This window comes from Pseudomonas sp. X10 (genome assembly GCF_054889225.1).
This window is the reverse complement of the sequence record NZ_CM142677.1, coordinates 18,515-31,689: the sequence shown is the minus strand read 5'-3', so window position 1 is coordinate 31,689 and position 13,175 is coordinate 18,515. Positions and strand designations below refer to the sequence as shown.

The window sequence follows — 13,175 nt, the reverse complement described above, 5'->3', positions numbered from 1 at the left end:
AAATGCGCGATTCGCTGGAAAAGATGCTGGCCAAGGGTGTGGATAACGCTCTGCTGCGTTTTGGCCTGGGCAAGTCTTGGCTGGACGAGGGCAATGGCGCCGAAGCTGCGCTGCACCTGGCCCGCTGCGTCGAGCAGGACCCGAAGTATTCGGCGGCGTGGAAGCTGCTGGGCAAGGCGTATCAGTTGCAAGGCGACCGTGAGGCGGCGCGCCAGGCCTGGGAGCAAGGGCTGGAGGCTGCTAAAGCCCATGGCGACAAGCAAGCCGAGAAGGAGATGACGGTGTTTTTGAAGAAGCTGGACAAAGCCTGAAGCATGGTCAATTCACCGCGGGCCCTGCTCCTACATACCCTGTAGGAGCGGGATTGCCCGCGATAGCGATATCAGTACCAACGCGCCTCGCCAACCGGCCGCTTCTTGAACCGCTTCATGCTCCACATGTACTGGCTCGGGTACTCGCGTACATAACGCTCGACCACCTGGCTCATGGCCGCTGCCGACGTAGCGGTGTCTTCGCTGTACATAGCATCCGGCGCCGCTTCCAGGATCACCTTGAACCCCGACCCATCCGGCAACCGCAGCGCGTGCAGGAACACTCCGACCGCCTTGCCGCCAGCGAGCATGTTCGGCACGAACTTGCTGGTCAGCGCTTGGGTTCCGAGGAAGGGTACGAAGATCCCGGCCGACTCGGCTGGCTCAGGGTCCGCGGGAATACCCACTTGACCACCCCGGCGCACTTCCTTGATGACGCTAAGAATGCCCTCCTTGGTCGAGGGCGCCACACGGTTGCCCATCTGCACCCGCTGTTCGCGCAGCAGGTCGTCCACGGCCTTGAGCTTGGGCGGGCGGTAGAAAATGATCGGTTTGCACTGACTGCAGTAGAAGTGATTCAGTACTTCCCAGTTGCCCAGGTGGCTGGTGATGCCGACCACGCCCTTGCCTGAAGCCAGAGCGTCCTGCAGCACTTCCAGGCCCTGCACCTCGCGGACCAGCGCCAACGAACGCTGCGCCGGCCAGATCCAGGCACATGCGCTTTCGGTGAAGGACTTGCCGATATCCATCAGGGCTCGGCCCACCAGCTTTTCCCGCTCGGCAGGGTCCATTTCGGGAAAGCACTTGGCCAGGTTGATCCGCACCACGTTGCGCGAGCTGTTGGGGATTTTCCACATGAGCCAGCCGATGCCCGCTCCGACCCGCTGCACAGCCCCCCAAGGGAGCTTGGCGAACAATCGCAGCGCCCCGACCATCAGGGCGCCCTTGAATTTATCCACAGGCTGATTCCTTTTATTGCAAGGCCCGCATTGTAAACCCTCAGCGCAGCAATGCGGCGTAGCGATCACAGTCGGTGGTGTGATCCATGACCATCCCGGTGGCCTGCATGAAGGCATAGCAGATCGTCGGGCCGACAAAAGTGAAGCCGGCCTTCTGCAGGGCCTTGCTCATGGCCTTGGCTTCGTCGGTCACCGTCGGCACTTCGCTGCGCTCACGGAAATGGTTGACCTTCGGCTCTCCGCCGACGAAGGACCAGAGCCATTCGGCCGGGTTATCCACAGCCAGCCAAGCCTGGGCATTGCGCCGGGCCGCCTTGAGTTTGAGGCGGTTGCGGATGATGCCGGGGTCGAGCATCAGCTCTTCGATCCGTTCGTCGCTCATCTGCGCCAGACGCTGCGGGTCGAAGCCATACATCACCTCGCGGTAGCGCTCGCGCTTTCTCAGCACGGTGATCCACGACAGCCCGGCCTGGAAGCCTTCGAGCAACAGCATCTCGAACAACAACGCCGGATCGCGCTGCGGCGTGCCCCACTCCTGGTCGTGATAAGCCTGGTAAAGCGGATCGTCGGTACACCAAAAGCAGCGTGGCATAAGGCTCCATGGGTAGAGGGGCACGCGAATCGGGTTATACTCCCGCTCTTTATATTCGCAGCCCTAGATACAGGTGAATTTCGTGAGCCAGCCTACGCCAGCCGTGCGTACCTTCCAAGACCTGATCCTCGCTCTGCAACAGTACTGGGCGGAGCAAGGTTGTGTGGTACTTCAGCCCTACGATATGGAAGTAGGCGCCGGCACTTTCCATACCGCCACTTTCCTGCGCGCCGTCGGTCCCGAGACCTGGAACGCCGCCTATGTGCAGCCCAGCCGTCGCCCCGCTGATGGACGGTATGGCGAAAACCCTAACCGCCTGCAGCACTACTACCAGTTCCAGGTGGTCCTCAAGCCGAACCCGGCCAACTTCCAGGAGCTGTACCTCGGCTCGCTCAAGGCCATCGGCCTGGATCCGCTGGTCCACGACATCCGCTTCGTCGAAGACAACTGGGAATCGCCGACCCTCGGCGCCTGGGGCCTGGGTTGGGAAATCTGGCTCAACGGCATGGAAGTCACCCAGTTCACCTACTTCCAGCAAGTGGGTGGCATCGAGTGCTTCCCGGTCACCGGTGAAATCACCTATGGCTTGGAACGCCTGGCCATGTACCTGCAGGGCGTCGACTCGGTCTACGACCTGGTCTGGACCGATGGCCCGTTCGGCAAGGTGACCTACGGCGACGTGTTCCACCAGAACGAGGTGGAACAGTCGACCTACAACTTCGAACACGCCAACGTCGAGAAACTCTTCGAGCTGTTCGACTTCTACGAAAGCGAAGCCAACCGCCTGATCGAGCTTGAGCTGCCACTGCCGACCTATGAAATGGTCCTGAAGGCCTCGCACACCTTCAACCTGCTCGACGCCCGCCGCGCCATCTCGGTGACCGAGCGTCAGCGTTACATCCTGCGCGTGCGGACCCTGGCCAGGGCCGTGGCGCAAAGCTATCTGCAGGCCCGCGCCAAGCTGGGCTTCCCGATGGCGTCCCCTGAATTGCGTGATGAAGTGTTGGCTAAGCTGGAGGCTGCACAATGAGTGCTCAAGATTTTCTGGTCGAACTGGGCACCGAAGAGCTGCCACCCAAGGCCCTCGCCAACCTGGGCAACGCTTTCCTGGCAGGCATCGAGAAGGGCCTGCAGGCTGCCGGCCTGAACTACACCGGCAAGCAGGTCTATGCCGCACCACGCCGTCTGGCCGTGCTGATCCGCCAGCTCGACACCCAGCAGCCAGACCGCAGCATCAACATCGACGGCCCGCCCCGCCAGGCCGCGTTCGACGCCGAAGGCAACCCGACCCAGGCAGCCCTGGGCTTTGCCAAGAAGTGCGGCGTGGAGCTGTCCGAGATCGACCAGAGCGGCGCCAAGCTGCGCTTCTCCCAGCACATCCCGGGCAAGGCGACCGCCAGCCTGCTGCCGACTATCGTCGAGGATTCGCTCAACGACCTGCCGATTCCCAAACGTATGCGCTGGGGTGCGCGCAAGGAAGAGTTCGTACGTCCGACCCAGTGGCTGGTAATGCTGCTCGGTGATGAAGTCGTCGATTGCACCCTGCTGGCCCAGAAGGCCGGCCGCGTGTCCCGTGGCCACCGCTTCCACCATCCTGAAGATGTCACCATCAGCGCCCCGGCCAACTATGTCGAGGACCTGCGCAAGGCCCACGTCCTGGCCGACTTCGCCGAGCGCCGCGAGCTGATCAGCAAGCGCATCGCCGAGCTGGCCATGCAACAGGAAGGCACCGCCATCGTGCCGCCTGCGCTGCTCGATGAGGTCACCGCGCTGGTCGAATGGCCGGTGCCGCTGGTCTGCTCCTTCGAGGAGCGTTTCCTGGAGGTGCCGCAGGAAGCCCTGATCACCACCATGCAGGACAACCAGAAGTACTTCTGCCTGCTCGACAGCGAAGGCAAGCTGCTGCCGCGCTTCATTACCGTGGCCAACGTCGAGAGCCTGGACCCGACTCAGATCGTCCAGGGCAACGAGAAAGTCGTGCGCCCGCGCCTGACCGATGCCGAGTTCTTCTTCAAACAGGACAAAAAGCAGCCTCTGGAAAGCTTCAACGAGCGCCTGCAAAACGTGGTCTTCCAGGCCCAGTTGGGCAGCGTGTTCGACAAGGCCGAGCGCGTGTCGAAGCTGGCCGCCTTCATTGCCCCGCGTATCGGCGGCGACGCCCAGCGCGCCGCCCGTGCCGGCCTGCTGTCCAAGTGCGACCTGGCCACCGAGATGGTTGGCGAGTTCCCAGAAATGCAAGGTGTGGCCGGCTACTACTACGCCCTCAATGACGGTGAGCCGCAAGATGTCGCCCTGGCCCTGAACGAACAGTACATGCCACGCGGCGCCGGCGCCGAGCTGCCCCAGACCCTGACCGGCGCTGCGGTTGCCATCGCCGACAAGCTCGACACCCTGGTCGGCATCTTCGGCATCGGCATGCTGCCAACCGGCAGCAAGGACCCGTATGCCCTGCGCCGCGCCGCCCTTGGCGTACTGCGCATCCTGATCGAGAAGCAGCTGGACCTGGACCTGAACGACGCGGTGAATTTCGCCGTCAACCAGTACGGTAGCAAGGTCAAGGCAGCCGGCCTGGCCGACCAAGTGCTGGAATTCATCTTCGACCGCCTGCGCGCGCGCTACGAGGATGAAGGCATCGATGTCGCCACCTACCTCTCGGTACGTGCCCTCAAGCCAGGTTCGGCACTCGACTTCGACCAGCGTGTGCAGGCCGTGCAGGCCTTCCGCAAGCTGCCGGAAGCCGAGGCCCTGGCCGCGGTGAACAAGCGCGTGTCGAACCTGCTGGGCAAGGCCGAAGGCGCCATCGCAGCCCAGGTCGAGCCGAAGTACTTCGACAACGCCAACGAGTTCTCCCTGTACTCGGCCATCCAACAGGCCGACCAGGCCGTGCAGCCAATGGCTGCGGCGCGCCAGTACAGCGAATCGCTGGCCCGCCTGGCGGCCCTGCGCGAACCGGTCGACGCCTTCTTCGAGGCGGTGATGGTCAATGCCGAGGACGCCAATGTACGCGCCAACCGCTACGCCTTGCTCAGCCGTCTGCGCGGCCTGTTCCTGGGCGTGGCTGACATCTCGTTGCTGGGGTGAGCCTTGAAACTGCTGATTCTTGATCGGGACGGGGTGATCAACCAGGACTCCGACGCTTACATCAAGTCGCTGGAGGAGTGGATACCCATTCCGGGCTCGATCGAGGCCATCGCGCAGTTGAGCAAAGCGGGCTGGACGGTGGCCGTGGCCACCAACCAGTCCGGTATTGCCCGTGGCTACTATCCGCTGGAGACCCTGGAGGCCATGCATACGCGATTGCGCGAAAGGGTGGCCGAGCAGGGTGGCGAAGTGGGGCTTATCGTGCATTGCCCCCATGGACCCGATGAGGGCTGCGACTGCCGCAAACCCAAGCCGGGGATGCTACGGACCATCGCCGAGTACTATCATGTCGACTTGGCGGGAGTTTGGTTCGTCGGCGATAGCCAGGGTGACCTGGCCGCCGCGCTGGCCGTCGATGCACAGCCTGTCCTGGTGAAAACCGGTAAAGGCGAGCGGACCCTGGCCAAAGGTGTTCCGGAAAGTACATTGGTTTTCGATGATCTGGCAGCCATCGCCAGAGAACTTATTCATAAATAGTGCGCCTTGGAGGCGCACTTTCTTTTAGGCGGGCCCATCCCGCAACGGTACATGTCACTATGTCGATCCTGCAGGCGATCAGAATTTTTCTTTTTTACCTGCTGTTGGGTACCAGTTCGTTACTGTGGTGCACCCTGAGCTTTTTCGTCGCGCCGTTCCTGTCCTTTCGCGCACGCTACCGCTTCATCAATGTCTACTGGTGCCGTTTCGCACTGGTGCTGGCCCGGTTGTTCCTCGGTATCAAGGTCAAGGTCAGCGGTGCCGAGAACGTGCCCAACCAGCCCTGCGTGATCCTGTCGAACCACCAGAGCACCTGGGAGACCTTCTTCCTCTCCGCCTATTTCCAGCCGCTGAGCCAGGTGCTCAAGCGCGAACTGCTGTACGTACCGTTCTTCGGTTGGGCAATGGCCATGCTGCGGCCAATCGCTATTGATCGCGGCAACCCCAAGGAAGCCTTGCGCCAGGTCGCCAGCAAGGGCGACCAACTGCTCAAGCAGGGCGTATGGGTGTTGATCTTCCCCGAAGGTACGCGTGTGCCCTACGGCCAGGTCGGCAAGTTCTCCCGGGGTGGTACTGCCCTGGCGGTCAACGCGGGGATGCCCGTGCTGCCAGTGGCGCATAACGCCGGCAAGTTCTGGCCCAAGGAGGGATGGGGCAAGCGGGCGGGTACCATCGAAGTCATGATCGGCGTGCCCATGTATGCAGAAGGTTCGGGTCCGCGCGCCATTGCCGAGCTCAACGACCGGGCTGCGGCCTGGATCACGCAAGCCCAGCGCGACATGGGTTCCTTGCCGCCTGTTGTCGTGGAAAACCCTAGCGAGGGCATCGTCTGACTTCTGTGGATAACGTGTGTGCAGTTTTTGGATTACTGTCAAAAAACTATCGTAACCTTTTGATTTTTCAGTTTATTTCTCTGTATGACCATTTTCTGAAAATCGTGCATAAGTTTTTCGGAGCATAAAAAAACCGGCTTTTACGCCAATGATGTTCACTTAAGCTGGAGTGCCTACAGGTGGGGCTGCTACGCAGCCCATCGCGACACCCACAGAGGGCTTGCAAGCCACGCGTTTACGTATCGGCAAGCCTCTTGTGGGAGCGGCCTTGTGTCGCGATGGGGCACAGCAGTCCACCCCGACCTAGGTTAGCTCCCGTATCACCTCATCTCAGACCTTGTCGATATCCACATCGCGGGTCTCCTTCAGGCAGAAGATACCCACCACCAGGCTGACGCCGGTGATCAGGACCGGGTACCACAGGCCGTAAAAGATATCGCCGGTGTACACCACCAAGGCAAAGGACACCGTCGGTAGGAAACCACCGAACCAACCATTGCCAATGTGATAGGGCAGCGACATCGAGGTATAGCGGATGCGGGTCGGGAAGAGCTCGACCATCACCGCCGCCAGCGGGCCATAGGTCATGGTCGCGATCAGGATCATCGCCACGATCAACACCACCACCATCACTTCATTGACATTCGCCGGGTCGGCCGTGGCCGGATAGCCGGCCTGGTCGATGGCCGCACGCATAGCCGCTTCATCGAAGCCGTCGATCTGCTGCTCACCGATGCTGACCATCACCGGCGCACCGCTGGCGGCATCCACCGAGCTATATGGCAGGCCTTGCTTGACCAGGAAGGTCTTGACCTTGTCGCAAGGGCTGTCGAAACGCGCCTTGCCCACTGGGTCGAACTGGAAGGTGCAGTCCTTAGGATCAGCGGTAACGACGATAGGCGCCTGGCGGCTGGCCGCGTCGATCTGTGGATTGGCGTAATAGCTCAGCCCCTTGAACAGCGGGAAATAGAGCACGGTAGCCAGGAGCAGGCCGATCATGAGGATCGGCTTGCGTCCGACCCGGTCCGACAGCCAGCCGAAAAACACGAAGAACGGCGCGCCGATCACCACGCTGATGATCAGCAAGGTGTTGGCCTGGGCCGGGTCCATCTTGAGCATCTGCGTCATGAAGAACAGTACGTAGAACTGTGCCGTGTAGAAGGTCACGGCCTGGCCGGCGTTGATGCTGAACAGCGCAGTCAACACCACCTTGAGGTTCGGCCAAGAGGTGAAGGATTCACGGATCGGGGATTTGCTGATCTTGCCCTGCGCCTTCATTTTCACGAAGGCTGGCGACTCATGCATGCTCATGCGGATCCACGTGGAGATCGCCAACAGCACGATCGACAACAGGAAGGGTAGGCGCCAGCCCCATGTCTCGAACTCGTCGCCGCTGATGTAGCGGCTGCCCAGCACCACCATCAGCGACAACAGAAGGCCGAGGGTGGCGGTGGATTGAATGAAGCCAGTGTGGAAGCCGCGCTTGCCGGGTGGCGCATGCTCGGCCACGTAGGTCGCGGCACCGCCGTACTCACCGCCCAGGGCCAAGCCCTGGAGCATCCGCAGGATCACCAGAATGATAGGGGCGGCGATACCGATGCTGGCGTAGGTGGGCAACAGACCCACGGCGAAGGTCGACAACCCCATCAGCACGATGGTGACCAGGAAGGTGTACTTGCGGCCGATCATGTCGCCCAGCCGGCCGAACACCAGAGCGCCGAACGGCCGGACCAGGAAGCCTGCGGCAAAGGCCATCAGCGCGAAGATGAAGGCAGTGGTGTCATTCACCCCGGCGAAGAACTGCTTGCTGATGACCGCCGCCAATGCCCCGTAGAGAAAAAAGTCATACCACTCGAACACCGTCCCGAGGGATGACGCGAAAATGATCTTGCGTTCCTCGCGGCCACTGTCACGTGTCGCTGCCGCGCCTTGCTCTTGGATGTAATCCGACATCGTTGCTGTCCTCGGCCCGCAGGCCACAGTGATTATTCTTGTTGTTCCACTGTCGGCAGCCCCCCGACCTCATGGCTGCCGGTGTTGCACGCACCCTGGTCAGGGCGTCGGTATCGCGCTTCTGTCGTTGCGGTTGATGCTGGTTGCCGCCCCGCTGAGGATCAGTTGCGCCGCCTTCTCGGCGATCATCAGCGTGGGCGAACAGGTATTGCCTGAAACGATCTGCGGCATGATCGAGGCGTCAGCCACCCTCAGACCCGGCACTCCATGCACGCGCAATTGGTCATCGACCACGTCAAGGGGGCCGTTGCCCATGCGGCAGGTGCCAACCGGATGGAAGATCGTCGTGCCGATCTTGCCAGCCGCCTCATGCAACTGCTCCTCGCTTTCTAATGCCGCTCCCGGTAGGTACTCCTGTGGTTCGAAAGCCGCCAGGGCAGGGGCCTGGACGATACGCCGGGTGATCCGGATGGCTTGCGCTGCAACGCGCAGGTCCTCAGGAGCACTCAGGTAGTGAGGGTCGATCAGCGGCGCGGCCGTCATATCGGCCGAGCGGATATCGATACGACCGCGGCTGACCGGGCGCAAGTTGCACACTGAAGCAGTGAAGGCCGGGAAGCGATGCAGCGGTTCGCCGAACCGCTCGAGCGACAATGGCTGCACGTGATACTGGAGGTTCGCCGTTGCCTGCTCCGGCCCCGAGCGGACGAAGGCCCCCAACTGGCTCGGAGCCATGGCCAACGGGCCGCTCCGGTCGTAGAGATAGCGCAGGCCCATACCCATCTTGCCCCACAGGCTGTTGGCCATCTGGTTGAGGGTACGGGTATTGCGGACCTGATAGATCAGCCGCAGTTGCAGGTGATCCTGCAGGTTGCCTCCCACACCGGGCAACTCATGGCGCACACCGATACCCAAGTCTTCCAGGAGCTTGCGCGGACCTATTCCAGAACGCTGGAGGATCCCCGGAGAACCCACCGCGCCAGCGCAGAGGATGATCTCGCGGCGCGCCGGAAACTCATGCCAGGCTCCTTGCCAGAGCGCTTTGACCGCAGAGGCGCGGGTGTTGTCCAGCAGCACCTGATCGACCTGCACAGCGGTGAGCACCGTCAGGTTCGGACGCTTGAGCACTGGGCGAAGAAAAGCTTTGGCGGAGTTCCAACGGATGCCACTGCGTTGGTTGACCTGAAAATATCCACAGCCCTGGTTGTCTCCGGTATTGAAGTCCGCGACGTTGGGGATCCCGGATTGCGCTGCCGCCTCGCGAAAAGCATCGAGGATCGGCCAGGAATAACGCTGCTGCTCGACCCGCCACTCCCCCTCGGCGCCGTGGTGCTCACTGGCTCCGGCAAAGTGGCTCTCACTGGCTTTGAACAGCGGCAGCACATCCTTCCAGGCCCAACCGGCGTTGCCTTGTTCAGCCCAGCGGTCATAGTCCGCCGCCTGGCCGCGCATGTAGATCATGCCGTTGATCGAGGAACAGCCACCGAGCACCTTGCCCCGTGGATAACCCAAGCTGCGGCCATCCAGACCAGGTTGCGCCTCGGTCTTGAAACACCAGTCGGTGCGTGGATTGCCGATGCAGTACAGGTAGCCAACGGGGATGTGGATCCAGGGATAGTTGTCACGTCCGCCTGCTTCAAGCAGCAAGACACGACAAGAGGGGTCGGCAGACAAACGATTGGCCAGCAGGCAACCGGCAGGTCCGGCACCCACGATCACATAGTCGTAGACAGAATCGGCTGATGGCATGTGTTACCTCGCGCCTGATTATTGTTCTTGTTCCTGTCCATGTTATTGATTAATTTCGCGGTGAAAACGTTAGATTTCGCGCAACCGCTGTGCGTTTTAGCACAATGCCCGTGAACGCCTGATTCACAAGGAAAAGCATGTTCGACTGGAATGATCTGCGGTTTTTCCTCGAGTTGCAGCGCAGCGGCCGCTTGCTTTCCGCCGCTAAGCGACTCAATACCACCCACAGCACCGTGGCCCGGCACATCGAAAATATCGAGAAGAGCCTAGGCACTGCCTTGTTTGTCCAGCATGCCCAAGGCTACGAGCTGACGCCCTCCGGCCAAGCGCTGCTCAAGCATGCAGAGGCGATGGAGAATGTCGCCCTGCTGGCCCAGGAAGAGATCACCCAAGCGATCACACCGCTGGGCAAGATTCGGCTCGGCGTCACCGAGGGCATTGGCATCATGTTCTTCACGCCCCGGATGAACGAGTTGTTCGAACGCTACCCCGGCCTGGAAGTGGAGCTGGTGGCCGTACCCCGCTTCGTCAGCATTCTCAACCGCGAAGCGGAAATCAGCATTCACCTGGAGCGTCCCAGTGCCGACCTGCTGATTACCCGCAAGCTGACCGACTACCGCCTGGCGCTGTACGCCAGCCGCGAATACCTGGCCAAGGCACCAGCGCTGACGCACCGTGAGGACCTGGCCCGGCACAGCTGGATCGGATACGTGGACGATCTGTTGTTCAGTCAGGAGCTGCTGTTCCTCAACAGCTTTTGCCGGGCACCGAACGTGGTCTTCCGCAGCACCAGCGTGATCGCCCAGCAGCAGGCAGCCCGGGCCGGCCTGGGTATCGCCGTGCTGCCCAACTACATGGCCCGGCACGACCCTGGGCTGGTGCGAGTACTGCCCAGCGAAACCATCCAGCGCAGCTACTGGATCTGTACTCGCCGTGAGCTGCACAAGTCAGTGCGCTTGCGCGTGGTCTGGGACTACCTGCTGGCATTGTGCGCCCAGGAGCAAGCCGCTTTGCTCTCCGAGTGACGCCTCAGCCAAGCAAAGCCTTGCCCGCCAGCAATAGCGCCGCCCCGATACCGGCAATCGCGAACAGTTGCTGCAAGCGAGGCCCGGCCAGCTTGCTCGCCAGCGGCCGCGTAGCCAGCAGGCCGCTCACCGCCCCCACGGCGAACGGCGCGCCCACTGCCCAGTGCATGACGCCGCCAAGGCTAGCGCTGACTACGCTGCCGGTGGATACCAGGGCGATCACCGCCAGGGAGGTGGCGACGATGCTTTTCATCTCCAGGTTGGTGTAGCGGTTCAAGGCCGGAATGATCACGAAGCCGCCCCCCACGCCGAGCAGCCCGGACAACAACCCGGACACCAAACCAGTGAAGGCGAGGGCCCGGGCGCACGGCAAGGTCCAGCGTAGGCGGCCCTGCAGTGGATTGAGCACACAGGGCATGATCTGCCGGGGTCCACAGGCCGGCTGGCCACGCAACTCGCGGCCAGCCTTGCGCCAGATCCTCAGGCAGGCATAGACCAGCACTAAGGAGAACCCCAAGGCCAGTGGTGTATTCGGCAAGCGATGCGCCAACAGCAAGCCGAGGGGTGCTGCCGCAATACCGACCAACGCGACAAACGCAGCAGCACGATAGCGAACCAGCCCCTGCCGCAGCCCCAGCAAAGCCCCCACCGCTGCAGCCATCCCTACGGCAAGCAAACCGATCGGCGCCGCTTCGACCATCGACAAGCCCAGCCCGAACACCAACAGCGGTACCGCGAGAATGCCCCCGCCGGCGCCAGTCAGCGCAAGCACCGCACCAATGATCGCGCCCAGCACAACCCCTAGTACTTGATGTTCGATCACTGTCCGGCCTCGGCCCGCATCACCGGTTGCGGCCTGGCCAGCCATTCCCGTCCCTTGAGCATGCCACGCCAGTACAGCGCAGGCAGCACCTGCGCCTTCAGCAACCACGCCAGCCGCGTCGGCTGGCGCCCATCGAGCAACCAGCGCGGAAAGCTGGGGGCGACCTTTCCGCCGTAGGTGAACTCGGCAAGGACAATCTTGCCGCGCTCCACCGTCAACGGGCAGGAACCATAACCGTCGTACTGCGCCAGGTTGGACAGGCGCCCCAGGGCGACCAGCACGTTGTTGGCCACCACAGGCGCCTGCTTGCGTGCCGCGGCGGCAGTCTTGGCATTGCTGGTGTTAGTCACATCCCCCAAGGCATGGATATTCGCGAACTGCCGGTGGCACAGGGTTGCCGGGTCGACATCGACCCAGCCCGCCGCATCAGCCAGTACGCTATCGCGGATAAAGTCAGGGGCGACTTGCGCAGGCACTACATGCAGCATGTCAAAGGGTTCGACACAGGTTTCGCTGCTGCCATCGGCCAGGGTACGTATGAAGGTCGCACGTTTGCCCGGACCATCCACTGCGACCAAGCGATGGGCGTAGTTGAGGTCGACCCGATACTTGTCGATGTAGGTCATCAACGCAGGCACATAGTCGGCTACACCGAAGAGCACGGTCCCGGCATTGAAGAAACAGGCCTGGATATCACCCAGTCGCCCGTGTCGCAGCCAGTGGTCACAGGAGAGGTACAGCGCTTTCTGCGGCGCGCCGGCACACTTGATCGGCATCGGCGGCTGGGTGAACAGCGCACGGCCTTGCTTGAGGTTCTGCACCAGCTGCCAGGTGTAGGGTGCCAGATCATAGCGGTAGTTGGATGTCACACCGTTACGGCCCAGGGTTTCGCTCAATCCTTCGATGGCGCTCCAATCGAGCTTGAGGCCGGGGCAGACCACCAGCTGTTCATAGCTGAGCGAACTCCCATCGTTCAGCAACACGGTTTGGGCCTGAGGATTGAAGCTCTCTACCCGCGCCCGGACCCAACGCACCCCACGGGGAATGCTCGAGGCCATGGTCCGCGCCGTGCTCGGCGCCTCGAACACACCCGCGCCGACCATGGTCCAGCCGGGTTGGTAGTAGTGCACTTCAGCGGGATCGATAAGGGCAATGTCCAGCGACGGATCACGGCTAATCAGGCTGGCAGCAGTAGCGATACCAGCGGCACCAGCGCCGACGATCACCACCTTGTGGTGATCGCCACGGCAGGCATGGGCAGGGAAAAGCTCGGCAGGCATGGCAGTGTTTCCTTGAATAGTCGTTATAGGCG

12 protein-coding genes are annotated in these 13,175 nt (G+C 62.0%); 6 read left to right on the top strand and 6 right to left on the bottom strand.

Annotated features, from left to right (window positions below):
* Positions 1-2 precede the first annotated feature (2 nt).
* Entirely contained in the window at positions 3-311 is a 309-nt protein-coding gene (locus ACYU03_RS00135) for a tetratricopeptide repeat protein (RefSeq protein ID WP_461887503.1), read from the top strand.
* Between the two features lie 71 nt (positions 312-382).
* On the opposite strand, the gene ACYU03_RS00130 is transcribed toward ACYU03_RS00135, so the two are convergent.
* Together ACYU03_RS00130 and ACYU03_RS00125 are read right to left on the bottom strand one after the other, a co-directional pair.
* A complete protein-coding gene (locus tag ACYU03_RS00130) occupies positions 383-1,270 on the bottom strand; it encodes a lysophospholipid acyltransferase (RefSeq protein WP_461887502.1) in 888 nt (295 codons plus the stop codon).
* 40 nt (positions 1,271-1,310) lie between these two features.
* The gene (locus tag ACYU03_RS00125; RefSeq protein WP_461887501.1) at positions 1,311-1,862 is read right to left on the bottom strand and encodes a DNA-3-methyladenine glycosylase I; all 552 of its coding nucleotides are present in this window, start codon (positions 1,860-1,862) and stop codon (positions 1,311-1,313) included.
* A gap of 82 nt (positions 1,863-1,944) precedes the next feature.
* Here ACYU03_RS00125 and glyQ point away from each other — a divergent pair, with 82 nt between their 5' ends.
* From glyQ to ACYU03_RS00105, 4 genes are read left to right on the top strand one after another with little or no spacing between them, the layout of a single operon-like run.
* A complete protein-coding gene (gene glyQ / locus ACYU03_RS00120; protein WP_461887500.1) occupies positions 1,945-2,892 on the top strand; it encodes a glycine--tRNA ligase subunit alpha in 948 nt (315 codons plus the stop codon).
* Positions 2,889-4,943, top strand: a complete 2,055-nt coding sequence (gene glyS, locus ACYU03_RS00115) for a glycine--tRNA ligase subunit beta (RefSeq protein ID WP_461887499.1) — start codon at positions 2,889-2,891, stop codon at positions 4,941-4,943. Before glyQ ends, glyS begins: the two co-directional genes overlap by 4 nt.
* Positions 4,944-4,946: 3 nt before the next feature.
* Positions 4,947-5,480, top strand: coding sequence for a D-glycero-beta-D-manno-heptose 1,7-bisphosphate 7-phosphatase (gmhB, locus tag ACYU03_RS00110; RefSeq protein WP_461887498.1), 534 nt, complete (start codon positions 4,947-4,949; stop codon positions 5,478-5,480).
* 59 nt (positions 5,481-5,539) lie between these two features.
* Positions 5,540-6,313 (top strand): lysophospholipid acyltransferase family protein, encoded by a 774-nt coding sequence (locus ACYU03_RS00105; protein WP_461887497.1) that lies wholly within the window; start codon positions 5,540-5,542, stop codon positions 6,311-6,313.
* A gap of 330 nt (positions 6,314-6,643) precedes the next feature.
* Here the strand turns inward: ACYU03_RS00105 and ACYU03_RS00100 are convergent, their stop codons facing one another.
* Positions 6,644-8,266: an MFS transporter gene (locus ACYU03_RS00100; protein WP_461887496.1), complete on the bottom strand. Its 1,623-nt coding sequence runs from the start codon at positions 8,264-8,266 to the stop codon at positions 6,644-6,646.
* 99 nt (positions 8,267-8,365) lie between these two features.
* Positions 8,366-10,015, bottom strand: a complete 1,650-nt coding sequence (locus ACYU03_RS00095) for a GMC family oxidoreductase (protein ID WP_461887495.1) — start codon at positions 10,013-10,015, stop codon at positions 8,366-8,368.
* Positions 10,016-10,152: 137 nt separating this feature from the next.
* Between ACYU03_RS00095 and ACYU03_RS00090 the strand changes: the two genes are divergently transcribed.
* Positions 10,153-11,040, top strand: coding sequence for a LysR family transcriptional regulator (locus tag ACYU03_RS00090; RefSeq protein ID WP_461887494.1), 888 nt, complete (start codon positions 10,153-10,155; stop codon positions 11,038-11,040).
* 4 nt (positions 11,041-11,044) lie between these two features.
* Here ACYU03_RS00090 and ACYU03_RS00085 read toward each other — a convergent pair whose 3' ends face one another.
* Positions 11,045-11,863 carry a sulfite exporter TauE/SafE family protein gene (locus ACYU03_RS00085; RefSeq protein WP_461887493.1) on the bottom strand — a complete coding sequence of 273 codons (819 nt, stop codon included), beginning with the start codon at positions 11,861-11,863 and terminating at the stop codon, positions 11,045-11,047.
* Positions 11,860-13,143: an NAD(P)/FAD-dependent oxidoreductase gene (locus ACYU03_RS00080; RefSeq protein ID WP_461887492.1), complete on the bottom strand. Its 1,284-nt coding sequence runs from the start codon at positions 13,141-13,143 to the stop codon at positions 11,860-11,862. Before ACYU03_RS00080 ends, ACYU03_RS00085 begins: the two co-directional genes overlap by 4 nt.
* Between the last annotated feature and the right edge of the window lie 32 nt (positions 13,144-13,175).

Coding starts and splice junctions, on each gene's coding strand:
- ACYU03_RS00135 (WP_461887503.1), top strand. CDS start 3: ATGCGCGATTCGCTGGAAAAGATGCTGGCCAAGGGTGTGGATAACGCT.
- ACYU03_RS00125 (WP_461887501.1), bottom strand. CDS start 1,862: ATGCCACGCTGCTTTTGGTGTACCGACGATCCGCTTTACCAGGCTTAT.
- glyS (WP_461887499.1), top strand. CDS start 2,889: ATGAGTGCTCAAGATTTTCTGGTCGAACTGGGCACCGAAGAGCTGCCA.
- ACYU03_RS00105 (WP_461887497.1), top strand. CDS start 5,540: ATGTCGATCCTGCAGGCGATCAGAATTTTTCTTTTTTACCTGCTGTTG.
- ACYU03_RS00100 (WP_461887496.1), bottom strand. CDS start 8,266: ATGTCGGATTACATCCAAGAGCAAGGCGCGGCAGCGACACGTGACAGT.
- ACYU03_RS00095 (WP_461887495.1), bottom strand. CDS start 10,015: ATGCCATCAGCCGATTCTGTCTACGACTATGTGATCGTGGGTGCCGGA.
- ACYU03_RS00090 (WP_461887494.1), top strand. CDS start 10,153: ATGTTCGACTGGAATGATCTGCGGTTTTTCCTCGAGTTGCAGCGCAGC.
- ACYU03_RS00080 (WP_461887492.1), bottom strand. CDS start 13,143: ATGCCTGCCGAGCTTTTCCCTGCCCATGCCTGCCGTGGCGATCACCAC.